The organism is Oceanobacillus sp. MO10714A (assembly GCF_037072045.1).
GTDB lineage: Bacteria > Bacillota > Bacilli > Bacillales > Amphibacillaceae > Oceanobacillus > Oceanobacillus indicireducens.
The window spans coordinates 1-24,103 of sequence record NZ_JAXHDC010000038.1; the positions used below are offsets into that span (position 1 = coordinate 1).

A 24,103-nucleotide genomic window follows, 5' to 3' on the forward strand; every position below is an offset into this window, starting at 1 on the left:
TTTTTTTGCTTGAATAATTTTTTAAACACGGCTGATTTCCTTTCTTGTTTTAGGATCATCACTATCTACTATTAAATCATATCTTTAATTTCATGAGCAAATCGGGCAGTAATATCTTTTGGCCTTGTAATTGCACCACCGACGACTGTCGCATATACACCTAATTCAAAAACGCGTTTCAGCATTTGCGGTGTCATAATATTTCCTTCGGCAATTACTGGCTTATCGACGGCACGTAGTATCTCTTTTAAAAAGGCAAAATCATCATCATATAATTTCTTACCTTTTGTATGCTTGGTATAACCATGTAATGTCGTTCCGATGTAATCAAATCCTAATTTTTCAGCAATAACAGCTTCTTCCATTGTTGATATATCTGCCATCAATTCAACATTTGGTGCTTTCTCTCTTGCATAGAAAACTAATTCCTCCAAAGTTTTTTCGGGTCTTTGGCTGATTGTGGCGTCCATTGCAATAACTTCACAGCCACTTTCAATTAATTCATCAATCTCTTTACTCGTTGCAGTGATATAGACATCAGATCCTTCATAATCCCGCTTTACAATTCCAATAACAGGAAGATCTACTTCTTTTTTTATTTCGATAATATCTTCTTTTGAATTGGCTCGAATTCCTTTTCCCCCACCTTGAGCAGCAGCAAGTGCCATCTTACTCATGATAAAGGACGAATGAAGCGGTTCGTCTTCTAATGCTTGACACGATACAATTAAATTTCTCGGTAATTTCAAAACAGTCATCTCCTATTACTTCTCCAATTCTTCCTCAACCTCATTTTTAATAACAGAAACCTGTGGTCCGTAGATTACTTGTACGCCTTCACCTTTTACAATAACACCTTTACTTCCTGTTTGCTGTAAGGCATCCTTGTCTACCATTTCGCCATCTTTAACCGTGACACGCAATCTCGTCGCACAATTATCGACATCAACAAGGTTATCTTTTCCACCCAATGCTTGAATAATTGCAAGTGGTCGCTCCTCACCGGAACCTTGAGTTGTTTGTACTGTCGTATCATCTTCTGCCTTCTTGTCTTCACGTCCAGGTGTTTTAAAATTAAACTTCCTAATCAAGAAAGTGAACGTAAAGAAATATAAGAAGAACCAAATGACTCCGATTGGGATAACATACATCCAGTTCGTTAAAGCCTGACCTTGTAATATTCCAAATAAAATAAAGTCAATAAATCCTCCTGAGAAGGTTTGTCCGATTGTTATTTGGAAAATATGTGCTAGCATAAATGCTAAACCGTCAAAAATTGCATGGATCACATAAAGCACTGGTGCGATAAATAAGAATGAGAATTCCAATGGCTCTGTAATACCCGTTAAAAAGGACGTCAATCCAGCTGAAAGCATTAATCCACCGACAACCTTTTTATTTTCAGGCTTCGCAGTTCTATAGATGGCATAAGCTGCCCCTAATAATCCAAACATCATCGTGATAAATCGCCCAGACATAAAACGTGAAGTACCTTCAAAGAATTTCGTTGTCGTTGGATCACCCAATTGCGCAAAGAAAATATTTTGTGTTCCCTGGATTAATTGCCCACCAATTTCTAACGCTCCACCTAAGCCGGTTTGCCAGAAAGGTAAATAGAAAATGTGATGCAGTCCAAATGGGCCTAATAAACGCAAGATAAAGCCATAGAAGAATGTACCAATATATCCTGTTGCATTAACAATATCCCCAAAGCTAAAAATACCATTTTGAATAATCGGCCATACAAAATACATGACCGTTCCAAGAATAATTGCAGAAAAAGAAGTTACAATTGGAACAAATCGTGATCCTCCAAAGAATCCTAAGAACTGTGGCAACTCAATTTTATTAAATCTATTATGCAGCATACCTGCCATAATCCCAACAAGAATTCCGCCAAAAACACCCGACTCTAATGTTTGAATTCCTAATGTAACACCTTGCCCAACTGCTGAAAGATTATCTGCTGCAAGGCTATCTGTAATAATTAAAATAGCATTAATTGTTGCATTCATGACAAGGTAACCAATTAATGCAGCTAACCCTGCGGTACCTTTATCTGATTTAGCGAGACCAATGGCAACACCTACCGCAAAGATAACCGGTAGATTCGCAAACACAATGTCCCCAGCAGAACTCATTATCGTAAAAATTGCTTGAAGCCAACTTTGGTCTAAAATTGGATAAACACTAACTGTATTTGGATTAGATAAAGCACCACCGATACCAAGCAAAAGACCTGCTGCAGGCAGAATAGCAATTGGAAGCATAAACGATTTCCCAAATTGCTGCGCTTTACCGAAAAACTTTTTCATAAAAATAACACCTCCGGAAAATTATTTTCATAAACATCTTAACAACCGCTTTCATTTATGTCAATATAATATTGAATCGCAATGATGGTATAATGTTTAAAGTTAAGAAGGGAGATGAAGCCGTTGAATTTCGAAAATAGGATTCAAAAATATAACGCTGTACTGACCGAAAGCGATCGAAAAATTACAAAGTATCTACTTGCAAATAAAGTTACTATACGTGATAAAACCATTATCGATTTAGCAGAGGAAATTCAAGTATCTCCAGCTAGTATAACCAGGTTTTGCAAAAAAATTGATTTCAGCACGTTTCAGCAAATGAAATACTCCTTAATCGGCACAAGTACAGAGAATAAGAAAAGTGATCATACATTCGATACAGTCTATAACTATTATCAGACGATTATCAAATCAACCCAGCAATTTTTCAGCGAAGAACAAACAGCTAGAATTGTAAATCTTATTTTAGACTCAAATAAGGTATTATTTTGTGGAATTGGCAACTCCGGATTGGTTGCACATGAGTTCAACAGCAGAATATATCGAATGGGAATCACTTCAGAATCTGTAACCGATGCACATGATCTGTTAATGAAAAGCAGTCTACTGAAAGAAAATGATTTGCTCGTTTGCTTCTCTAATTCTGGTAAAACTAAACCAGTTATCGATTCGGCAAAAATAGCAAAATCCAATAACGCAACAATTATTGTCGTAACTAATTTTGAACAAACAGCTTTAACCGAACTCGCGGACGAGGTTGTTCTCATCTCAAGCTATAAATACATTGATGATGCCAAGTTCATAAATTCTCAATTACCAGGACTCTTCCTGCTTGATTTATTAACCTACAAATTACTTAATCATGAAGATTTAATGCAGGCACGTCAACGAACATTAGATGCCATTGAGAAATATAGTTAATGAATAGGCTGGAGTTCTGAAAACTAAATTATGAGATACGAAAATAGCTGCTAGCATGATCTTCTACAAAATTCAAGAAATGTTGACGTTTAAACGAGTAAAATAAGGCGTGGGAGCTAACACTGAAAAAAAGTGTAAACCTCACGCCTCTGTTCACTGCCATATCCTGCATCCGCGACAATGTGTTCCGGCAGTTCGAAAAAATTTTCTTCAATCGAGTCGAGAAAAGATTGGGAATATAATGCTGACGAAGATACCTTTTTGGCCCAAATGGACGAGAAGTACGGTTTAGCCATCATTAAACACGAACAGACAGGTACGGATTCACCCGTGAATTTAAAGTGTACGAATGTGAGGACTGTTCGGGCTGTCTACTCCGGGATTTATGCACGAAAGCAAAAGAAGGGAACAACCGAAGAGTCTACAAATTAATGAAAAGTGGAGTCCCAAAAAGAATATATACGAACGAAGTTTTCAGACGAGAAAACTGGTAAAATTTATGGAAAACGTAAAATCGACGTTGAACCAGCGTTCGGTTTCCTGAAGGCTAATTTGGGTTTCATTCGTTTTTCCGTCAGAGGAAAACAGATAGTGTAGAATGAATTAGCCTTTGCATTGATGGCGGTGAATTTGAGTGAAAACGCCACCATGAACGGAAAATTGTGCCGGGATAGGAAAAATCACAAAAAAAGGTTCCGAGCAAATTTTTATTGCTTGTCTACGAAAATAGAGCAATAGCAATGGTAAAAGTAATAGCCATTGTTATCGCTCTATTTTTAATCCTGTGAATTGACACTGCGAGTTTTCGGCATTTGTCCAAATTCGAGCAGTAAAACTGCAGTGATCAACTTAGGTAACTAATGGACTCTGTTAACCTTAGATTAAAGCCAGTTCTACAATGGCCCCAGCTGCAGACATGCTGAAATGTTCGACAGACATTACCGGCTCTCCTCCTTCAATCGAAGTTCCCTAAACCGACGAACTACTTCATCTAATCGCTCTTTACTAACCGTTAGAGCAATTCGAATATAGCCTTCACCTGATGGTCCAAAAGCTGTTCCTGGGGTAACAATCACTCCAGCCTCCTCTAGCAATTTGTTAGCAAAACTGTTCGCCGTAAATCCAGTGGGAACCTTCGCCCAAAGAAAAATGGTTCCTCTCGTTTTTTCTGTAGAAATCCCTAATTCGTTTAGCGCCGTGTATAGCTTTTCCATCCGCTCTTGATAAATAGCATTATGCTCCTTGACTGCGAATAAATCACTCTTTAAAGCTGTAGCCGCCGCCTTTTGTACAGCAAGAAACTGGGAAGAATCAATATTACTTTTCAATGTGGCCAAGGCTTGAATGACATGCTTATTTCCAACCACATAGCCGATTCGCCAGCCTGCCATATTAAAGCTCTTTGATAATGAACCAAATTCCACTGCATAATCCTTGGCGTCTGGGACTTGCAGGACACTCGGAGCTTTATAACCGTCAAATGTTATCAGATTATATGCCGCATCGCTCGCAAGCAAAATTTTATTATTCTTTGAAAAAGTTGCTGCTTCCCGAAACGTGTTTAATTCAACAGTGGCACCTAGCGGATTGCTTGGATAATTTAACATCAAAAGTTTGGCCCGTTGCTTGTTCCTTTTAGAGATCCTGCCAAACTCTGGAATATAACCCTTTTCTTCATTTAAAGGCAATAATATACTTTCACCACCAGCCAAAAGGACCCCTTTTTGATATACTGGATAGCCCGGATCAGGGACAAATACCGCGTCACCCGGGTTTAAAACCGCCTGAAACAGATTAACAATCCCTTCCTTCGAACCGATTAGTGCCAAAACCTCTGTATCGGGATCCAGATCAACAGCATATTGTTTTTTATAAAATTCCGCAACCGCCTCTTTAAATTCAGAACAGCCACTGTACGGGGAATAACGATGGTTATCAGGATTCTTTGCCTCAAGCACGAGCCGCTCATAAACAAAATCGGGTGTAGGTAAATCAGGAGCACCAATCCCTAGATCAATAACATCGACTCCCTCTTTCTCGAGTTCCGCTTTTTTACGTTGGAATTCGGAAAATACGTAGGCTGGTAAACTTTTCACCCTATCCGCTATCGTAATCATTTTTTACCTCCCAAATAGGTCATTCTTTTCTTATTTCTATCGTATTGAAGGTATCGCTTTTTTAGAAGAAAAGGAAAGAACAATCCTCTTCTAGAAACTCCACTTTTCAAAGTTTTGTAATACTCCTAAGCTTTCCAACATAATTTGTAATAACTTGGATAGCTTGCCTTTTCTATGAGTTAACAAAGAACGTTTAAAATGTGGACAAAATAAAGAGGAAAAAGGGGATCGATAAAGTTGAGAATAAAGAATTTAATTTATTTTTTATTGTTGATGGGATGTATATTACTCATACTTGCTGCTTGTGGAGAGGGGAAGAAAAATATAGCAATTGGTCCTCCAGCAAGTGAGACGAATACGGCATCAAGTTTAATTCTTGATGCATATGGGATCGGTGATGGTGATTACAATGCGTATCAAGAAGGATTTGGTGATGCGGCAGATGGCGTACAGGATGGAAATATTGATATATCAATTGGTATTTTAGGCTTGCCTGCAGGTAACATTGAAAGCCTGCAAGCATCTGTTGGGGATGTGAAAATGCTAGGACTCTCGGATGAAGCGATCGCACATATTGAGGAAAATAGTGGGTACAAACGTTTCACTATTCCACAAGATACGTACGATTTTCTTGAATCAGATGTTGAAACTGTTACGGCCTATGCAATTCTAATGGCAAGCACCGATACAATTGATGAAGAGCTTGGTTATGAGCTTGCAAAAAGTATGGTTGAGAATGCGAACGAAAATACACATGCACAGTCTGAACATATGACATTAGAAAATGCTCTTCTTGGGGCAGAGGGACTACCAATTCATCCAGGTGCAAAACGTTATTATGAAGAACAAGGCTTAACAGTAGACAATCCTGTAGCAGAATTAAATACAACGGAAGCGAAACCTGAGCTTATATTAGGAACGGGCAGTCAAGGCGGCACCTATTATCCTCTTGGAGGAGAAATGGCTAATATTTGGAATAACCATATCGATGGCATCAATATAACGAATACGGAAACTGGGGCATCGATTGAAAACCTTGTTGGAATTCGTAACGGGGATATTGACCTTGGTATGACCGTTCATGTTCCAGCACAAGCTGCAATTAATGGGGAAGCGGATTTTGAAGGAGAGAAAGTTGAGAACGCCGCTTTTATCGGTCATATTTATCCAGAGGTTATTCAAATTATAACCCGTGAAAGTACTGGTATCGAGAGCCTTGATGACTTTTAATTTCATCATTCGCAAATGTTGGGGGATCTTTTAACCAGGAAGGTCCCTCATCGTTTAGCTTCTCCGTAAGGGTGTGATTAGATGAAAGAAAACCAAGAAATCAACGTAAAGGAAATTTTAGAGAAATACGATAAAGAAAGTAATTTCCGGGAGAATATCGGCAAATGGGCATGGATTGTAACATTTTTAGGTGTTGCCTTAACCACTTTCCATTTATATACAGGATACTTTGGAAACCTCCCATCCCAACAGCAAGGTGCTGTCCACCTAGGAACTGCGCTTGGTATTATCTTTTTGCTTTTCCCGGCAAAAAGTGGTCTGCAAAAAATACAGAAGACGGTACCATGGTATGACGTTCTTCTCGCATTTTTGGCCATGTATGTGACTTATCATAAAGTCATCTTTTTTGATTCAGTTCTCGAGAGTCGGATTGCAGGCTACAGTATGCTCGATACAATCATTTCCATACTCGGTATCTTTCTCTTACTCGAAGCAACCCGTCGTACAGTTGGTTTACCAATTGTAATTGTAGCTGGAGTTACGCTACTTTATGCTTTATTTGGTAATATCATACCAACACAGATCTTGTCTCATCCTGGTTTTGCTGTTGATCGCTTGGCAACAGATTTATGGTATAAGGAAAGTGGTGTTTTCGGGACACCCATTCAAATTTCAGCTAAGTTTATTTTCCTCTTTCTGTTTTTCGGTGTAGTCCTCGTACAAACAAAAATTGGTAAATTTTTCAATGACCTTGCATTCGCGTTAACAGGGAGATATACAGGTGGAACGGCAAAAGCAGCCGTCGCGGCTAGTGCATTGCAAGGAATGGTTTCTGGAAGTTCTGTTGGTAATACCGTCGCTTCCGGTTCCTTTACCATTCCGATGATGAAGAAGGCAGGATTTAAACCAGAGTTTGCTGCGGCAACAGAAGCATCAGCGTCAACAGGTGGACAAATTATGCCTCCGGTAATGGGAGCCGCAGCATTTATTATGATGGAATACTTAGGCGTGTCCTACGCAACAATCATGATTGCTGCTGCAGTTCCAGCTGTCTTATATTTTACAGGGATATTTATCGGAACACACTTTGAGGCGAAACGATTAGGTATTGTTGGTCTGCCAAAGTCAGAACTCCCGAGTTTCCGTAAATTAATGATTAAAAATGGATATATGCTTTTACCATTAGTCATCGTCATCGGCACAGTCATGATTGGGTTCACCCCACAGCGGGCTGCTTTATTAGGGATTTTGTCAGCTTTTTTGATAAGTTTAGTTAGAAAAGAAACGAGGCTCAATTTTAGGCAAACGATTCATGTACTTGAACAAGGAGCGCGTGTCGCTTTACCGGTAATAGCTGCAGTTGCTACGGCTGGTATTATTGCTGGAGTAGTCAGTATCACCGGTCTCGGTTCTAAATTTGCTTCCGGTATTATTGCATTATCAAGTGGACATTTATTTTTAGCGCTATTTTTCACGATGATCGCTTGTCTGATTCTTGGAATGGGATTACCGACAACGGCTAATTACGTGGTAACAGCAACGATTGCAGCACCAGCACTTATTATTGAATTCGGTGTAGCTCCAATCGCTGCACATATGTTTGTTTTTTATTTTGGAATTGCAGCAGATATTACACCACCTGTCTGTCTTGCCGCATATGCTGGAGCGGGAATAGCGAGGACGAATCCATTTAAATCCGGAGTCATCGCAGTGAAGCTCGCAATTGCGGCATTTATTATACCGTATATATTTGTTTATGATTCAATTCTCGTTCTAATAGATGTTACACCAGTAAGGCTTGTCATTGCTCTTGCAACAGCATTATTGGGTATGATTGCTGTTAGCAGTGCAGTCATCGGCTTCTTTGTCCGGAATTCTTATTCTTGGGAGCGAATCATTCTTTTCATCGCCGGTATTATCTTGATCGTTCCAAATATAATAAGCAGTACGATCGGTTTCGTTTTAGTATTAGGGATCTGGTACATTCAAAAACGACGTAAGGACGACAATGGAAATATGGGGATGAATGTGTCGGTATAAGAAAGTTTTAAAGTACCAAAATAACAAATTGACAAAAACGGATTAAACAATAAAAAAATAACGGAAAAAAAGCTAGAATTGGTGATCACTACCTTCATCTTATCTAGCTTTTTTAACAACAACGAAAGACAACACATAACCTCCTAAAACATCTCCCCCAATATCCAATGAATTGTAAAATTTTTAGGTATATTAGTCCTAATTCATCACACTCGATTGTCGAATGAATCTACTGACTTTTTATATCCTCTCCCCCTTTCCTCACCAATCTAGTACCTCAAGCTTAGTTATATTCTCCCCATCTTTCCTAAAAGTAGCATAAATGTCCCGAATAAAACTTTTTTCGTCAAAGTGTGCAATTTTAGGTTTTATAGAAATTATTGTAAATATTTATTATAATTAACTAATTGAAGCCTGTTTAAGGTTGTATTATAATCATCAATTTTGCCTTTATTAATATAGAAAGGAGGAAAAAAGGATGGAAGAAACCACAATTTCTGATGGGAAACATTGTGAGTTCATGTGGGCAAATAAATTTATAGCAGAAAATGAATTAATTTTCCGGAATCGTTTAATAAAGTCATTTTTGCTTAAGAAGGAAAATTATTTTTTGCTAAATCAATCCATCCGCCATCCAACGCCAGAAACGAATAATGCTTTAGATAAGGCATTCCAAGATCATTTTGCCGAGATCAGGTTAATTAGTCAATTATCAAATGAATTGAGAAGACATGCCATTCGTTATGACAAGAAGGTTAACTTGTACAGAAGAAGTCAATTACTAATTTTGGACCAGCCAATCCATGACGAAACAGAGAATAGCATATCTTTCAAAGATGTTATCACAGATAAGCATGCTATCCCTGTTGATGAAGCGGCGCTAGAAAATAACCAGGATTTGCAATGCTATCTTGAAAATCCAACTCTTTTTCAAGCTTTTTCTTCCCTTACTTCTAGGCAGAAACAAATTTTAAATCAAGCGTATCTTTTCAAGATGTCTGATACAGAAATTGCCGCTAAAGAAGGTGTATCCCAGCAATCCATTTCCAAGACGAGAAACAGAGCTTTAAGGGAGCTAAGAAAACAACTATTGGCAGAGGAGGATAAAACATGATTGATATCTCTGCTCTCTCCGGTTTGATTGATATGGTAGAAAATGTTGGATTCCCCGTCATCGTGGCTTTGTTTTTATTAATACGCTATGAAATCAGGATGGAACGTTTGGAAAAACACTCTAAAGATTTATCAGATACAATCAACAAATTAAGGAGGGATCTTTCATGACGAGTCTCATTGATCTAACGAAAAAAGTGCAAAAGTATAATGATGCCGAATCATTAGAAATTGTTCTTACCCTATTCGAACCTAAAATCAGAGCTTCATTAAAAGAAACCTCACCACAGGAACAAGTCGATTTATATCAAGAACTAAAAATTAGAGTAATAGAAATCATTAGGAAGTATGACTACAATAATACGTACGGTTTTTGGGAATTTACCAATCGACTAAAAGAACTGCATGTAGTTGAACAGACAGCAAAAGAAAATTCTGATCATCCAGTTAAAAATTCATGATAGGGGGATAGGATACAAATTCTATATAATCATAGGGTTATTAAATTCGTTTGTCATCAGCCACTAAGTCCCGTTCCCTTTCATCTTCCAGGGAACGGCTACATAAAGCAAATCTCCTCAAGCATTCTTCAAGTGGAGATGAATGCCCCATGCTTCTTTGTTTCTCTTGCTTTCTACTCTTATCGTCAATTGTTGTACATGCTCAAGTCGCATTCTAATAGATCAGGAATATTCTCTCGAGTCATTCCTAAACCAATGAAAAAGGGAGAACGTATTGTCCTCCCTTTATTTAAAATTTATCCTTCCTGAACAACTCCTGTTGAAGAGTGTAATCGGTGGTTTTTCGCCATTTCTACGGCACGTTCCGCGTCAATATATCCCCATATATCATCGAGAATCGGGTGGGCAGTAGCTTTCAGAATGCTCTTTACATCATTTGGACTAAGATCCGGATTCGCTTCAAGCATAAGAGCAATGACTCCTGCGCAAATTGGGGTTGCCATCGATGTACCTGATAACTCAATATATTTCTCATCCCTAATCATCTCTGGCAATTCCGTTTCGATGCTTGAGCCTGGTGCAAGCAGCGATACAATATTGGTTCCTGGTGCATAAATGTCAGGCTTGACGAACGAATCAATTGTAGGTCCTCTACTGGAATAATCGGCTATTCGATCGTCTGCCCGGTCTAATGTGTTCTGATCATCTGTTGATCCCACCGTTATAATGAACGGATCAATTGCTGGCGTACTGATTGTTGTTTGATCAGGACCATTATTTCCAGCAGCGGCACATACAACGATTCCTTGATGCCAAGCAACTTGAGCAGCTAAACACAACGGATCATCCCTGAAAGACTCGTAGGCAGGAGCTCCGAGTGAAAGGGAGATAATTCGAATACGATGCTCTTCTTTATGTTCCATACACCATTCCAGACTTTCAATAATCGTTGACAGCCTGCCTTCACCTTGTTTATCTAACACTTTTAATCCAATGATCGAAGCTTCTGATGCAGGACCCGTATATTTCCCATTAGAAAGACTGCCATTTCCAGCAGCATTTCCTGCGCAGTGTGTTCCATGCCCATTATCGTCATATGGATCTTCTTTCCCATTTATAAAATCATGGAAAGCTATTATTCTATTTGAGGGTTGAACAAGGTCGTCATGTGGATGGACACCTGTATCAATCACAGCAATGGCAATCCCTTTCCCTGTTAAACCTAACTGCTCTCGCACCTGAATCGCACCTATTTGTTCACTGGCGATATCCAGAAAAGATGTTACAATCCGGTCGTAAAAAATCCGTTCTACCGCTTCATGATCCTTAATCTGTTTGATTTTATCAGGTGTTAAATGGCCTTTTAATCCGTTAATACTGGGTAATCCTTTACTTAGTTTGTTAGGAGAATCCTTGTTACATATTTTGAGGAGGTCATCTTTTTTATCCTGCTGGCAATTCTTTTTCAGATAAAGGATAATGGGAATCTCATTGCTATTCGTCAATTTCAGGTTTACTTTTTGAATATCCCGTAAATGTTCCACTAAGCCTGGATCTAGTTTAGACTCTGCATTTTCATACCATACCTTTTTTTGATTGCTCATGTTATTCCTCCTTTGTTATAAACCTATCCCTCACCAATAGTCAAACTTTAAATTGGGGCACCCTTATTGACTATAAGGGCACCCTTTCGTTCTAAATAACAACGCACAACTAAAATTAAATGATCTTATTCTAAAATACGCTCCTCCGGTAAATAGTTGCAGGTTTTCGAAACAACCTAAGGAATGCCAGGTAACTTAGTACTCCTTTGACATTTCCCTCTAGATAATAGAAAATGGTATAGATATTCTACATGAGAGGAAGTTTTATTTGGATCAGCAAGAGCAATTTTCATCCAGGATAGGATTTATTTTATCGGCCGCAGGAGCCGCAATTGGCCTTGGTGCCATTTGGAAATTCCCATACATCGCAGGACAAAATGGCGGTGGCGCATTTCTCATTATTTTTCTTTTGTTTACCGTTATACTCGGCCTTCCCTTACTGTTAGCCGAATTTACGATAGGTAGAACAGCACAGCAAGATGCCGTTCGTTCTTTCCAAGTAATCGCTCCCAGAACAAAATGGTATTTTATCGGAATTCTTGGCATGATCAGTGTTTTTATTTTACTTTCCTTCTACAGTGTTATTGGCGGTTGGATCATTACATATCTATGGAAAGTCGTGACTGGAGGATTAACCGGTTTAAATGAAGTTCAATATGCAGAGCTGTTCGCAAATACAATAGCGAATCCAGCGATAAGTATCGGTGCGCAACTGATATTTATCATCATTACCATTTTCGTTATTAGTAGAGGCGTACAAAATGGAATTGAGCAAACAAATAAAATCATGATGCCAGCACTTGCGATCCTTTTCGTCATTCTCGTAATTCGCTCGGTCACCCTTGATGGGGCTTCTGCAGGTGTTGCTTTTCTATTTCAACCTGATTTATCAAAAGTGACATCAAGCACAATTCTTGAAGCGATGGGACAATCCTTCTTCACGTTAAGTGTCGGTGTTTCCGTCATGATTACATACAGTGCTTATTTGTCAAAAGACCAGAGTCTGCCAAGTTCCGCTGTATCGATTGTCCTTATGAATATAATGGTTGTTCTCTTGTCGGGTCTTGTGATATTTCCTGCAGTATTCTCGTTTGGAATGGAGCCGGATGCAGGGCCGACCCTTTTATTTAATGTGCTTCCTACGATATTCAGTCAAATGCCAGCCGGGATGCTGTTTTTCGCAGCGTTTCTCATAGTCTTTTTATTTGCGACCTTAACATCGGCTTTTTCCATGCTGGAAATTATTGTAGCCGTCATTTCCAAAGGCGACCCTGTAAAAAGGAAAAAATGGGCCTGGATTGTCGGATTAGCAATCTTTCTCTTCGGTGTGCCGTCTGCACTCTCTTTCGGTATTTTGAGTGATGTTTCGTTATTCGGCAAATCAATCTTTGACTTAGCTGATTACACCGTGAGTAATATTTTACTGCCAACGGGAGCATTATTCATCGCAATTTTCGTGTCTGTTAAAATGAAAAAATCAGCGATGTACGAAGAATTAAAACGGGGCAGCAACTTAATGTACGGCATCTTCCAAGCTTGGTTCTTCCTCGTTCGCTACATCGTTCCAGCGTTGATTATTTTCGTCATGCTCGATGTACTTGAAATCTGGTAAGCCCGCGAAGCAATACATGCCACTTTCTAAATTTTATCGCCGTATTTCCGTATAGTAACTGTATAAATAGTCAAAATAAAAAGGCATAGATTGATACAAATATACGGAGGTGCAGCATGAATAAACCATACCGGTGTCCAAATTGCAAAACAAACAGATCGCGCTTTAACCTGATCGAACAGACCGCAACTCCCGTCAAACTCGATGCAAAAACGGGTGAAATCTTAGAAGAATATACGAGTGAAGATACGCTTCTTTTTCACCAAGCTTATAATGGACCGCAATACAGAATTCAGTGCGGGGTATGTGGATTAATTGAAAATGAAAAGATGTTTGAACAGTTTGCGGAGTATGATGGGAATTGAGTATTTGGTGTCTGGCAGAACTCAAATTTTGCAAGAATATATTCTTCCGCCAAACACCTCCAACAGAAAAATGGTAAACTATATTATGATATGGTTTACCATTTTTTTGAGGTGTCTAACTCCTCAACTAGGAGGTCTATCCCATGCTCCAACAATTAAAAAAACATTTTCCTTCCTTACAATCTTATAAAAAAACACCAACGGAAATCGATGATGAACTGACATGGTTTATTGCAGAGAATGGCCAAATTATCAGTATCGATCCGTCCGAAATCACTGAAAAGGATTCCGCTTTATTACATATGTTTCTAAAACCGTACCAACATAATTTTCCGCCTATGACGAAAGCAGAAAAGTTATGGCAACAATACATTCAAGCTGACGGTGAGCTACCGGAAATAGAAAACATGTTTCGCCTAATCTTTTTCCAAATCCCGCCAGATCAACTACAACCAGCAGACTTCAAGGACGCCCTTAATCAATTATTTGAAAAAGAGATGATTATCCTATGGGAAAGTGAAACGGAAGGAGTCATTGTTGATAAAAAGCTCACCGACTATGAAGAAGATATTTCATTAGAGGAAATCATCGACATTTTAATGAGCGATCTATACATAAAAATCCGCTTTTTCGTGAGTCCATATCTTACAGAACCTCGACAAGCGAAACATTATTATAATCATTTAACTTCTCAAGCAAGCATTGTCTTCTCCTACTCGGAGCATAATGTGATTTCTTATATAGAAGCAATTCCTTACATGCTTATCGATCAATTAACACCGAATTTAAGAGACGATCTACAGCAGCTCATCCCACAGGAATTTCAACACGATAAGGGGTTCCTAAAGATGATGGAAGTTTTTCTGAAAAGCAATTTAAATGTTTCGGTAGCGGCTAAGAAGCTATATATGCACCGTAACAGTTTTCAATACCGAATTGAAAAGTTCAAGGAAAAAACGGGTCTCGATATCCGAAATTTCCATCATGCACTAACTGTTTACCTGGCTTTATTGATCAAGTGAATCCATTTGTAAAGTTGCCTAAAACATGTCCAAAGCTTTGTGCACGTTTACCATTTAATGAGTAATCGTTCTCCACTATAATGAAATCAGCGAATAAAACGTTTTCATATATTTGAAGGAGGATCTCATAATGGCTGAACTCGTATTAGAAAATATTCAAAAGAAGTATGATAAAGAGGTCGTAGCGGTTAAAGACTTTAACCTGCATATTGAAGATAAGGAGTTTATCGTATTCGTTGGGCCATCCGGCTGCGGTAAATCTACTACACTACGAATGATTGCAGGTCTAGAGGAAATCACGGAAGGAAACCTGTACATTGATAATAAGCGGATGAACGATGTTTCTCCAAAAGACCGTGATATTGCAATGGTTTTCCAAAACTACGCCCTCTATCCGCATATGAGTGTATACGATAATATGGCATTTGGATTAAAACTGCGGAAATTTAAGAAGGCGGAAATCGATATGCGCGTAAATGAAGCAGCTAAAATTTTAGGCTTGGAGGAATACTTAACTCGTAAACCTAAAGCACTTTCTGGTGGTCAGCGACAGCGTGTTGCATTAGGACGAGCCATTGTCCGCGATCCGAAAGTGTTTCTCATGGACGAACCTTTATCAAACCTTGATGCTAAATTACGTGTCCAGATGCGTACAGAAATTCAAAAGTTGCACAGGCGTCTGCAATCAACTACTATTTACGTGACACACGACCAGACGGAAGCAATGACGATGGCTACCCGTCTCGTTGTTATGAAGGATGGAGAAATCCAGCAAATCGGTTCTCCTGAAGAAGTGTATAAGAACCCTAATAACGTATTCGTCGGTGGCTTCATCGGCTCACCAGCAATGAACTTCTTTACAGGCATCGTGAAGGATTCTTACTTTACCATGGGGGACGTGAAAATAAAAATTCCTGAAGGCAAGCTGAAACCATTAAAGGATAATGGCTACCTTGATAAAGAAGTCATTCTCGGTGTTCGCCCGGAAGATATTAAAGATGAACTTGTCTTTCTAGAGGCAAATCTAGAGTCTACGATATCTGCTGGCATTGAAGTTGCCGAACTGAATGGTGCAGAGACGTTCCTTTACTCGAAAGTCGCGGATCAAAGCTTTATTGCCCGAGTCGACTCCCGTTCTGATGTTAAAGCTGGAGATACCGTGAAATTAGGTTTTGAGATGAATAAAGCACATTTCTTTGATGCGGTGACGGAAGAGAGAATTTATTAAGTTACTTCTTTTAGTCAAATGGTTCAACCTTATTTCTCCATGGGAAAAGGGATACCCCTCTTTAAGGAGTATCCCTTTTATCTTTCAGTAACATATAAGCTTATTTTTAATATTTTATATCCCGAATATCTCGGGTGGGAAATTCTTCTTTTTCGTTTTAATTATTGGGTGATTTTTTCAAAACGCAGCATGAATCATCGTGTTAATTCAAGAATTTCACTTAACCGCGGTACGTGTTCCACTGGGTGTTCTCTAACTTAAGCAACGCAAGCCCTACCTGCTCTTGCGTCCTTGCGACCCCTTAGTCGCTCCAGTTTGAATAAGCATCTTCAAAAACATTGTAGAATGCCAGAGCGCTTATTTGTTACTCGATTTACTATAATACCATCTTAAAGAATTCTTGTCAATCTTTTTTTGCAAAGAAATGAACTGGGATCCGTTTGTTAATTTATGTTTAGGTTTTATTGGTTGGAATGGATTATTATCTTTATATCAATTAAACTTAGATTACTACATTATACATAGGGGAGGGATCTTTTTGTGGCCTTTTAAGAAAAGCGTGCAACCTACATTAAATATAATTGAACCAATCAAGAAAACTAACTACACAAAAGACACAGATAAAATTGTCGAAGGTTTGTTTGAAGGGCAGTACTTTCTTATAAAATCTTTAGAAGTTCTTGATTTTAAAAAAGGAATTGACTGGAACTATCAGCACCAGTCGGGTGCAAATACTTATCAACTTTATCTTCATTCGTTGGAAACCATTCATCATCTTTGTAATCATTACGAGAAAAAGAAAGACAAAAAATCATTAAAAAAAGCTTATGAAATTTTACAAGATTGGGCTAAACACGACGAAGCCCATCCAAAGGAAAATTACCGTTCCCGCTGGAGTGATCACGCAACGGCAACGCGTGCGTTAGCAATTATTTATCTATACACTTCCGCTGTAGATGTAATAAAAATAGATGAGGAACTGATCTATAATCTTCTCTTGAAGCATGCTAGATTTTTAAATGATGACCAAAATTATCGGAAAAATAACCATGGAATCATGGTCGACAGGGCTTTACTATCGATTGCATTAGTTTTGTCCGAATATCCAGAAGCAGAACACTGGAAAGAGAAAGCAATTTATAGAGTCAGGGAAGCTTTCAATAGAGATTTCAGTTACAAAAATGTCCATTTAGAGAATTCGCCGGACTATCATAGTATGGTGATGAGGCTTATTCAATCCGTCGAAAGCTTCTTGGTAAAAAATAATTTGACCCTCGGAAAGGACATCGTAGAAAGATTAGAGCAAGCGGATGATTATTTTCACTATTTTTTAAAGCCAAACCTAAAAGTCCCGACCATTGGAGACACCTCTTCCGGTCATTTAAAACGGAAGAAAAAGAAATTTGATTCCTTCATTGATGAAGAAGCGGGTATTGCAATCCTTCAAGATGAGCATGAGGAGCCAGAAAGATCAACTTGGCTATCTTTTATCTGTGGTTATGGGAGTAAGACTCATAAACATTTCGATGATTTATCGTTCAACCTGTTTTATAATGGCAAAGACATTTTCGTTGATTCGGGAAAATATAATTATGTTAAAAGTGATAAGATCAGACAATACGTCCTTTCCCCAATTGCACACAACACCCTTGCAATCGATGGAAAAGAATATAAATTAGGCGATCCGCTAGTCTACCGCGATAAAATTAAAATAACCGGTTATCACAAAACGTTACACTATGAACTAATTCAAGGGGAAAATAAAGCATATAACGGAGCGAAACTAAAGCGGACACTTATCTTTTTCAAGCCGGATGTCATAATTATTTTCGACCAAGCTGTAAGTGACGAAGAACAGAAATTTTTACAATTGTACAACCTTGCCCCACATATTGAAATCCTTGAGACAAAAGATAATTACGCAAAAATAAAATCAGGTGCCGATATCATTGAAATCGAGCAACTGCTCGGAACAAGTTCCGTTACGAGTTTCCAAGCGGATCGAACTGAACCGAGAGCAATCATGTCCGAACGTTTCAATGAATTAATCGATATATCACAATTGGAGTTTTCAAAAACGGGTGAGAACGTGAATTATCTGACGATGATTAGTTTCGGAAATGAACAATCCATACAAGGCGTCACATTTGATGAAACTTCTAAAATCCTAACTTTAAATAAAGATGGAAAAAAACTAGACATAGCTTTTTAATTACAATCGTGAAACAACTAGAATGCACATAAAAATTTATGAAGGGAAGTGGAATAGCGTATAGCTTTCCGCTTTTTTCTTATTTTAGCGGGATTACATTCTCAGAAAGGATGGATACCTTTGGAAAAATATCTTTACGGTAACACTATGACCTTTCTTGAAGCAAAGTTGTACTGCAAGGTAAAACAAAAGAGTCTCTGATCTCTAAACTAGAAATCAAAACTCTTTTATTACCATCTTATTCGATATCATCCAAATCGTCTCACTCGAAAAAACAGTCACATCAAAAGGTAAGATCGCCGAATCGATCCATCTTAAATAGCGATATATCATGTTCCGTTTCTCCGGTAATAGCTAGTTGGGATAGGATTTCTCCTACTACACTAGCGAATTTAAATCCATGACCAGAGAATCCTGTCGCTATCAATACATGAGAATGTTTAGGATGCTGATCGATAATAAAATGTCCGTCAGGCGTTCGCGTATAAATACAAATCGCCGCTTTCTTTAATTCCCCAGAAGCCTCGGGCATAAATTCATCCAAGAACTTCCGTAAATGACCTTCATCACTAATATTCGAACCAAATTCACGGTTCATCGTAGACGGATCAATTTCTTCTTCAAAATCGTGACGCCCAATTTTCAAGCCACACCCACCAAAAGACGGGAAACCATAGTACATCGCGCTTGAATCATTAGAAGTTACTTCCGCCGCAAATGTTGGAAAGTTGTTCAAACTAAATAACGCTTCATTCGCTTCAAACCACGCGATCGGTTGGCGAGTTGTCTTTAATGGAAGCTTTAAGCCTACTTTTTTCGATAACGTTCCACTCCAAGCACCTGCACTAATAATCAGCTTTTTTCCAGTGAACGTAGCGTTTTCCGTTATAACTTTCACCGACTTATCACTTGTCTCTATATCTATTACTGGATTTTGAAAGGATAGTTTCGCACCGTGATGAACAGCCAACTCCTTATATGCAGTGATACAATTCTCACTAAATAAAAACCCAGAATTTTCCTCATAAAACCCGATATAATCATCTGGTAGATTAAGCCCCGGAAACCGTTCCTTGATTTCAGCGCTACTAAGAAAATCTATATTCAAGTTATGTTCTTTCCCACTCGCTATTGCTTCATCAATAAATGGTGCATTGCCTTTTGGTCCGAATCCCATTGCACCTGCCCGAGTGAATATTTTCAAGTGACTTTTTCTCTCCAGTTCTTCCCACAATTCTTGGGAACGGAGAGTAAGCGGAACATATTCCCTTCCCTCGCCATATGCATGACGGATAATTCGTGTTTCCCCGTAATGGCTTCCTTGGTCATGCGGCGGATCATATGCATCAATCAGTAAAACCTTTACCCCTTGACGCGCTAAATAATATCCAGCAGCCATCCCCATTGATCCTGCTCCAGCTATAATGACATCATAAATTTCTTTCATGAAATCCTCCTGATCTTTTCTTCTCTTCTTTGTTCATATTCACGACTTTCAATTAAGTGAAAAATCATTCATCCTGCTTCATCCGTACAATCAACATCATACCAAACGAAAGAATCATAATCGCAATCACCCACATCCATGCCATCGCCATATTCCCTGAATCCAGCGCAATATAAATCGCCGTTGGGATGGTCTGCGTGACACCTGGGATATTTCCAGCAAACATTAAAGTTGCACCGAACTCGCCTAACGCGCGGGCAAAACTTAAAATACTTCCAGCAAGTAGCATTTTAGAAGCTAAAGGAACGGATATAAAGAGGAAGGTTTTCCACTCGCTCGCGCCGTCAATCCTTGCAGCTTCTTCAATATCGTGATCCACTTCCTGGAATCCTGACTTCGCCGACTGATACATGAGCGGAAAGGCAACAACAACTGCCGCAATTACAGCGGCCCACCACGTAAAAATAACTGGTTGATTAAAAATCCACTCAATCGCTTGACCGATAATACTATTTTTTCCGAAAACAACGATCAATAAAAAACCAACAACCGTCGGAGGTAGTACCATTGGAAGCATTAGAATTGTCTCTACAACGGCCTTTCCTTTGAATTTTCTTCTTGCAAGAGCTTTCCCGATTAACGTTCCCATTATAATAACGATAACACCTGATATCGTAGCAACTTTAAGCGACAACCAGATCGGGCTTAGAAATTCTTGCATAAATGCATTATTTAATTGTAAATCCATATTCTTCAAATACCTTTAAGGCTTCATCGCTTTGGACATAGTCAAAAAAGCCTTTTGCCGTTTCATACTGGTCAGAATCCTTGATTATTCCGACCGGATAAATAATAGGTGTATGTGTCTTGGCATCAAGAGAGGCAACAATATCTATTTTTTCCGAGGTGAGGGCGTCCGTTTGATACACGAGTCCAGCCTCAACATTCTCGGTTTCAACATAGGATAAAACTTGCCGAACATCCTTTGCGAAAATGATATTTGATTCCAGCTCATCCCATAAATCCATCTCTTCCAGCGCTTCTTTCGCATATTTTCCCGCAGGCACGGTTTCAGGTGTACCGATGGAAATGTTACTTATCCCCGTTTTTATAAGATCCTTAAATTCCCTAATTGTTTGGTCCCCCTTTGGAACAATTAATACTAATTCATTTCCAAGCAGGTCTACCCCGTCTTCTTCGGCAATCATTCCATCTTCAACTAAACGCTCAAACTTATCTTCAGCTGCTGAGAAAAATAGATCCACTGGTGCACCTTGAGAGATTTGCTGTTGCAGTGAACCCGAGGCTCCGTAATTAAAGGTCAATACTACTTCTGAATGTTCCTCTTGAAACGCCACTTGAATTGTATCTAACGCCTCTTTCAAACTTGCTGCCGCAGAAATCGTTAACTCAACATTTCCAGCTACTCCCTCGTTTTCTCCGTCTGCAGAGTCTTGGGCAGAATTACTAGTATTAGAACATGCGACTAATAATAGAAATATGAATAAAAGATTACTAATGAAATAAATTCGTTTTTGCATATTCTATTGCCACCTTCCGAACATTTACCATTTATTATATCCTATTATATTAACTAACGCCGAGAATAAAAATCTCCTGATGGGGGAACATCAGGAGATTTTTCTAATTATAAATTCGGTTTCAACAAAACTCGAGGAATGACAAGCACTATAGCACTACTTTTTCCAAATTGTATTTTTCTGCTCTTGTTCATTCACAACAAGTTGAAATACATCCGGTCGCGCATAATGACCAACTACATCAAAGTCAAATTGAGCTTCTGCAATTTTTCCAAGGTCTATATCCGCGTATAAAATTTCTTCTTTACCAAGCACAGGCTCTACTAAAAATTCGCCTAGTGGGTTCACAATACAACTTCCACCCCGCGTCATTTCATTTGGCAAACCTTCAAATTCCTTACGAGATGAAATATCCTCAGGATACATATCTTTCGTGGAATATTGATTACATGACAGAACAAAGCATCTCCCCTCAACTGCAATATGTCGCATTGTTGAGAACCAAGTATCTCTCCCATCTGCGGTTGGCGCAATATAAATCTGTACCCCCTTCTCATACATTGCAGCACGAGCAAGTGGCATGTAATTTTCCCAACAAATAAGCGAACCAATCCTTCCATATGGGGTATCAAAAACGGGAAGTGTACTGCCATCTCCTTCTCCCCAAATCAGTCGCTCCGAACCAGTCGGCTTTAATTTTCGATGCTTACCGAGTAATTCTCCGTTTGGCCCGAAAAATAATGCCGTACAGTATAAAGTTCCTTGACTTGATTCGTTTTCCTTTTCAATCACGCCTATCACTACATATGCTTTTGCCTTTCTCGCTGCTTTTCCAATCGCCTCTGTTTCCACACTAGGTACGGTAATTGAATTATCCCAATACCTAAAAAAGTCTTCCCGTCCTTCGTCAGACCGTGATCCTACCACAGCCCCAAAGGACATCCCTCTCGGATATGCCGGAATGAAAGCTTCCGGAAAAACAATAATTTTTGCATTTTCTTGACCCGCTTCTTCAATTAAACGAATCGTCTTTTTTACTCCCTCCTCTTTATCCATAACTACAGATCCAGCTTGAACGACTGCTACTTTATACGGATTGTCTTTCGCCATTGTAATCATCCTTTCGTGTACTCTCAGAAGGGAAATAAATTTCCACCATTTCCCTATGATGTTTATATTTATCCTCTTCATTGCTATCTACTGTTAGCATACTAACAACCAAAAAGGTGATAGTTCCTAAAATAAAACCAGTTGTGGCCGGTCCAAACGGTAATGGAGATCCGAAAATATAGATAAGAACTAGTGCCGCTTCCCCAACCAGAATTGATGAAATTGCTCCAGCCAATGTTCCTTTCCTCCAAAATAATGGTCCAATTGCTGCTGGAACTAATTGTAAGACAATCCCGTAACCTAATGCTGCAACCGGAATGAGAAATCCTTGGGCGGCCGGAATAAACGCAAAAATTACAACAATTAACGTCATCAATAAGACTGTAATTTTACTTATAAATGTTGTGCGCTCAGGTGATACATCTTTATCAATAAAACGTACGTAAATGTCATTAACGAGCAAGCTCGCTGATGATAATAGGGCACTATTTATTGTCGAAATCCCAGCAGCAATTACCGCAGCTACAACGATAGCACCAAAGATAGGTGCATAAGATGAAAAGAATAAAGGGATAATCGTATCACTATTTTTTAAACTCAATCCTGGTACAAGGCCAGGAGTGTGTGCTAGCATCCCGATAAACAATGCCCCAAGTGCCATCAACCATGAATTCCAGAAAGGGGTTATAATTGACGTTTTCGCCAAGATCATCGGGGATTTAGCGGAATAGAATTTCTGCCACATATGTGGCATAATCCAAAAACCAAACATTAACCCGACAGCCGTTTCCGCTATACCCGAGAAATCTCCTTTATTAACCAGAATATCTGGAGCCACAGACTGCAACTTTACAAAGGCATTAAACCCACCCGCACTATAAATGAAAATGAGCGTGATCATAAGTAATGTAGTACCGAAGAAAAAGCCCATAAATGTATCTGCCCACGCTGCACCCCGACCACCACTCAGCGTTACAATAATCCCGACAAAAACTCCCATTATTAATATTCCAATCCAATATGGAATTGCATTGTTCGTCAAGCTGCTCAATGAAAATGCTCCTCCAGTAATTTGAATCAACATATATGGAATGAGTCCTATCATTCCAACGAAAGCAAACAACAACCTCAAGAAAGGGCTTTCATAATACTTTTCCATCATATCTCCGGGCGTTACAAAGTTATGTTTACGACCGAGATACCAAATTCGCGATCCAAATAGCCAGATAAATAGTGCATGCACAACAGCCCAAGCGGCAAAAGCTGAAAACCAGACGCCATCCCTGTAGTGATTTCCAATGGAGCCAAGTAATGTCCATGTACTAAAGTAACTCGCCCCTGTAGTCATCGTCATTACAATTGTTCCAAGACTTCTATTCGCTAAGAAAAAATCACTTGGCGTTGCAATATTTGACTTTGAAGCTAAACCGCTAATCCAAAGTAAAATACCAAGAAAAAGAATTAACACAATTATCGTAATAACTACCTGACTCATACTTGGTCACTCTCCTCATCTTTTTGCATCACCCGTTCCACATTTAAAGCAAAAGGCTTGAAGAACTTAAAATAAATAACAAATATGATAACCGTATTGATTAGATTCAAGAAAAGCACCCATGCTAAAGGTTGAGGCAAAAAACCGATAAACTTCAATTCATTCATAACCCCAAAGTTAGGTAAAAATGTTAAGAAATAAATAATAAAGAAGCCGGTAATCCATATTGCGTGTTTTTTTCTCATGATATTTCTCCTTCCTTTAAGTTCC

The 24,103-nt window shown here is 38.9% G+C and carries 21 protein-coding genes and 1 pseudogene; 12 read left to right on the top strand and 10 right to left on the bottom strand.

Annotation, left to right across the window (positions count from 1 at the left end; genetic code table 11):
* Nucleotides 1–71: 71 nt before the first annotated feature.
* Complete coding sequence (locus SPD53_RS15210; RefSeq protein WP_156856402.1) at nucleotides 72–758, bottom strand: N-acetylmannosamine-6-phosphate 2-epimerase; 687 nt, start codon at nucleotides 756–758, stop codon at nucleotides 72–74.
* A gap of 6 nt (nucleotides 759–764) precedes the next feature.
* Nucleotides 765–2,315: a glucose-specific PTS transporter subunit IIBC gene (ptsG, locus tag SPD53_RS15215; protein ID WP_156856401.1), complete on the bottom strand. Its 1,551-nt coding sequence runs from the start codon at nucleotides 2,313–2,315 to the stop codon at nucleotides 765–767.
* A 123-nt stretch (nucleotides 2,316–2,438) separates the two neighbouring features.
* On the opposite strand from ptsG, the gene SPD53_RS15220 reads away from it, so the two are divergent.
* Together SPD53_RS15220 and SPD53_RS19900 are read left to right on the top strand one after the other, a co-directional pair.
* Nucleotides 2,439–3,236 carry a MurR/RpiR family transcriptional regulator gene (locus tag SPD53_RS15220; RefSeq protein ID WP_198042624.1) on the top strand — a complete coding sequence of 266 codons (798 nt, stop codon included), beginning with the start codon at nucleotides 2,439–2,441 and terminating at the stop codon, nucleotides 3,234–3,236.
* 228 nt (nucleotides 3,237–3,464) lie between these two features.
* Nucleotides 3,465–3,974, top strand: a pseudogene (locus SPD53_RS19900) (transposase); the annotation flags it as partial.
* 200 nt (nucleotides 3,975–4,174) lie between these two features.
* On the opposite strand, the gene SPD53_RS15235 reads toward SPD53_RS19900, so the two are convergent.
* The gene (locus SPD53_RS15235) at nucleotides 4,175–5,353 is read right to left on the bottom strand and encodes an aminotransferase class I/II-fold pyridoxal phosphate-dependent enzyme (RefSeq protein WP_336253069.1); all 1,179 of its coding nucleotides are present in this window, start codon (nucleotides 5,351–5,353) and stop codon (nucleotides 4,175–4,177) included.
* Between the two features lie 273 nt (nucleotides 5,354–5,626).
* On the opposite strand from SPD53_RS15235, the gene SPD53_RS15240 reads away from it, so the two are divergent.
* The 5 genes from SPD53_RS15240 (at nucleotide 5,627) to SPD53_RS15260 (ending at nucleotide 10,197) form a co-directional block, all read left to right on the top strand.
* Nucleotides 5,627–6,583, top strand: coding sequence for a TAXI family TRAP transporter solute-binding subunit (locus tag SPD53_RS15240; protein WP_188856210.1), 957 nt, complete (start codon nucleotides 5,627–5,629; stop codon nucleotides 6,581–6,583).
* 81 nt (nucleotides 6,584–6,664) lie between these two features.
* Nucleotides 6,665–8,623: a TRAP transporter permease gene (locus SPD53_RS15245; RefSeq protein WP_336253070.1), complete on the top strand. Its 1,959-nt coding sequence runs from the start codon at nucleotides 6,665–6,667 to the stop codon at nucleotides 8,621–8,623.
* Nucleotides 8,624–9,101: 478 nt separating this feature from the next.
* Nucleotides 9,102–9,737: a sigma factor-like helix-turn-helix DNA-binding protein gene (locus SPD53_RS15250; RefSeq protein ID WP_156856393.1), complete on the top strand. Its 636-nt coding sequence runs from the start codon at nucleotides 9,102–9,104 to the stop codon at nucleotides 9,735–9,737.
* Entirely contained in the window at nucleotides 9,734–9,907 is a 174-nt protein-coding gene (locus SPD53_RS15255) for a YvrJ family protein (protein ID WP_156856392.1), read from the top strand. The genes SPD53_RS15250 and SPD53_RS15255 overlap by 4 nt, the downstream gene beginning before the upstream one ends.
* Nucleotides 9,904–10,197 carry a helix-turn-helix domain-containing protein gene (locus SPD53_RS15260; protein WP_156856391.1) on the top strand — a complete coding sequence of 98 codons (294 nt, stop codon included), beginning with the start codon at nucleotides 9,904–9,906 and terminating at the stop codon, nucleotides 10,195–10,197. The genes SPD53_RS15255 and SPD53_RS15260 overlap by 4 nt, the downstream gene beginning before the upstream one ends.
* A 296-nt stretch (nucleotides 10,198–10,493) precedes the next feature.
* Here SPD53_RS15260 and SPD53_RS15265 read toward each other — a convergent pair whose 3' ends face one another.
* Complete coding sequence (locus SPD53_RS15265; RefSeq protein ID WP_336253071.1) at nucleotides 10,494–11,801, bottom strand: S8 family serine peptidase; 1,308 nt, start codon at nucleotides 11,799–11,801, stop codon at nucleotides 10,494–10,496.
* Between the two features lie 268 nt (nucleotides 11,802–12,069).
* Here SPD53_RS15265 and SPD53_RS15270 point away from each other — a divergent pair, with 268 nt between their 5' ends.
* The 5 genes from SPD53_RS15270 to SPD53_RS15290 all read left to right on the top strand — a co-directional run bounded on the left by SPD53_RS15270 (nucleotide 12,070) and on the right by SPD53_RS15290 (nucleotide 18,240).
* A complete protein-coding gene (locus tag SPD53_RS15270; RefSeq protein WP_336253072.1) occupies nucleotides 12,070–13,413 on the top strand; it encodes a sodium-dependent transporter in 1,344 nt (447 codons plus the stop codon).
* Nucleotides 13,414–13,529: 116 nt separating this feature from the next.
* The gene (locus SPD53_RS15275) at nucleotides 13,530–13,778 is read left to right on the top strand and encodes a DNA alkylation repair protein (RefSeq protein ID WP_156856388.1); all 249 of its coding nucleotides are present in this window, start codon (nucleotides 13,530–13,532) and stop codon (nucleotides 13,776–13,778) included.
* A 143-nt stretch (nucleotides 13,779–13,921) separates the two neighbouring features.
* Complete coding sequence (locus SPD53_RS15280) at nucleotides 13,922–14,800, top strand: PucR family transcriptional regulator (RefSeq protein WP_336253073.1); 879 nt, start codon at nucleotides 13,922–13,924, stop codon at nucleotides 14,798–14,800.
* Between the two features lie 130 nt (nucleotides 14,801–14,930).
* A complete protein-coding gene (locus SPD53_RS15285) occupies nucleotides 14,931–16,028 on the top strand; it encodes an ABC transporter ATP-binding protein (protein WP_336253074.1) in 1,098 nt (365 codons plus the stop codon).
* Nucleotides 16,029–16,566: 538 nt separating this feature from the next.
* Nucleotides 16,567–18,240, top strand: a complete 1,674-nt coding sequence (locus tag SPD53_RS15290) for a heparinase II/III domain-containing protein (RefSeq protein ID WP_336253075.1) — start codon at nucleotides 16,567–16,569, stop codon at nucleotides 18,238–18,240.
* A 283-nt stretch (nucleotides 18,241–18,523) separates the two neighbouring features.
* Here SPD53_RS15290 and solA read toward each other — a convergent pair whose 3' ends face one another.
* From solA to SPD53_RS15320, 6 genes are all read right to left on the bottom strand, one after another.
* Nucleotides 18,524–19,687 (bottom strand): N-methyl-L-tryptophan oxidase, encoded by a 1,164-nt coding sequence (gene solA, locus SPD53_RS15295; protein WP_336253076.1) that lies wholly within the window; start codon nucleotides 19,685–19,687, stop codon nucleotides 18,524–18,526.
* 64 nt (nucleotides 19,688–19,751) lie between these two features.
* Nucleotides 19,752–20,435: a molybdate ABC transporter permease subunit gene (modB, locus tag SPD53_RS15300; RefSeq protein ID WP_336253077.1), complete on the bottom strand. Its 684-nt coding sequence runs from the start codon at nucleotides 20,433–20,435 to the stop codon at nucleotides 19,752–19,754.
* Nucleotides 20,416–21,228 carry a molybdate ABC transporter substrate-binding protein gene (modA, locus tag SPD53_RS15305; RefSeq protein ID WP_336253078.1) on the bottom strand — a complete coding sequence of 271 codons (813 nt, stop codon included), beginning with the start codon at nucleotides 21,226–21,228 and terminating at the stop codon, nucleotides 20,416–20,418. Before modA ends, modB begins: the two co-directional genes overlap by 20 nt.
* A gap of 156 nt (nucleotides 21,229–21,384) precedes the next feature.
* Nucleotides 21,385–22,338 (bottom strand): carbon-nitrogen hydrolase family protein, encoded by a 954-nt coding sequence (locus SPD53_RS15310; protein WP_336253079.1) that lies wholly within the window; start codon nucleotides 22,336–22,338, stop codon nucleotides 21,385–21,387.
* Nucleotides 22,316–23,833 carry a sodium:solute symporter family protein gene (locus SPD53_RS15315; RefSeq protein WP_336253080.1) on the bottom strand — a complete coding sequence of 506 codons (1,518 nt, stop codon included), beginning with the start codon at nucleotides 23,831–23,833 and terminating at the stop codon, nucleotides 22,316–22,318. The genes SPD53_RS15310 and SPD53_RS15315 overlap by 23 nt, the downstream gene beginning before the upstream one ends.
* Entirely contained in the window at nucleotides 23,830–24,078 is a 249-nt protein-coding gene (locus tag SPD53_RS15320) for a hypothetical protein (RefSeq protein ID WP_156856379.1), read from the bottom strand. Before SPD53_RS15320 ends, SPD53_RS15315 begins: the two co-directional genes overlap by 4 nt.
* Nucleotides 24,079–24,103: the final 25 nt, after the last annotated feature.

What these genes read in the sequence shown, in the direction of transcription:
- SPD53_RS15315 (WP_336253080.1), bottom strand. Translation starts at nt 23,833, where the DNA reads ATGAGTCAGGTAGTTATTACGATAATTGTGTTAATTCTTTTTCTTGGT.
- SPD53_RS15210 (WP_156856402.1), bottom strand. Translation starts at nt 758, where the DNA reads ATGACTGTTTTGAAATTACCGAGAAATTTAATTGTATCGTGTCAAGCA.
- ptsG (WP_156856401.1), bottom strand. Translation starts at nt 2,315, where the DNA reads ATGAAAAAGTTTTTCGGTAAAGCGCAGCAATTTGGGAAATCGTTTATG.
- modB (WP_336253077.1), bottom strand. Translation starts at nt 20,435, where the DNA reads ATGGATTTACAATTAAATAATGCATTTATGCAAGAATTTCTAAGCCCG.
- modA (WP_336253078.1), bottom strand. Translation starts at nt 21,228, where the DNA reads ATGCAAAAACGAATTTATTTCATTAGTAATCTTTTATTCATATTTCTA.
- SPD53_RS15235 (WP_336253069.1), bottom strand. Translation starts at nt 5,353, where the DNA reads ATGATTACGATAGCGGATAGGGTGAAAAGTTTACCAGCCTACGTATTT.
- SPD53_RS15275 (WP_156856388.1), top strand. Translation starts at nt 13,530, where the DNA reads ATGAATAAACCATACCGGTGTCCAAATTGCAAAACAAACAGATCGCGC.
- SPD53_RS15320 (WP_156856379.1), bottom strand. Translation starts at nt 24,078, where the DNA reads ATGAGAAAAAAACACGCAATATGGATTACCGGCTTCTTTATTATTTAT.
- SPD53_RS15285 (WP_336253074.1), top strand. Translation starts at nt 14,931, where the DNA reads ATGGCTGAACTCGTATTAGAAAATATTCAAAAGAAGTATGATAAAGAG.
- solA (WP_336253076.1), bottom strand. Translation starts at nt 19,687, where the DNA reads ATGAAAGAAATTTATGATGTCATTATAGCTGGAGCAGGATCAATGGGG.
- SPD53_RS15250 (WP_156856393.1), top strand. Translation starts at nt 9,102, where the DNA reads ATGGAAGAAACCACAATTTCTGATGGGAAACATTGTGAGTTCATGTGG.
- SPD53_RS15245 (WP_336253070.1), top strand. Translation starts at nt 6,665, where the DNA reads ATGAAAGAAAACCAAGAAATCAACGTAAAGGAAATTTTAGAGAAATAC.
- SPD53_RS15280 (WP_336253073.1), top strand. Translation starts at nt 13,922, where the DNA reads ATGCTCCAACAATTAAAAAAACATTTTCCTTCCTTACAATCTTATAAA.
- SPD53_RS15255 (WP_156856392.1), top strand. Translation starts at nt 9,734, where the DNA reads ATGATTGATATCTCTGCTCTCTCCGGTTTGATTGATATGGTAGAAAAT.
- SPD53_RS15265 (WP_336253071.1), bottom strand. Translation starts at nt 11,801, where the DNA reads ATGAGCAATCAAAAAAAGGTATGGTATGAAAATGCAGAGTCTAAACTA.
- SPD53_RS15240 (WP_188856210.1), top strand. Translation starts at nt 5,627, where the DNA reads ATGGGATGTATATTACTCATACTTGCTGCTTGTGGAGAGGGGAAGAAA.
- SPD53_RS15310 (WP_336253079.1), bottom strand. Translation starts at nt 22,338, where the DNA reads ATGGCGAAAGACAATCCGTATAAAGTAGCAGTCGTTCAAGCTGGATCT.
- SPD53_RS15260 (WP_156856391.1), top strand. Translation starts at nt 9,904, where the DNA reads ATGACGAGTCTCATTGATCTAACGAAAAAAGTGCAAAAGTATAATGAT.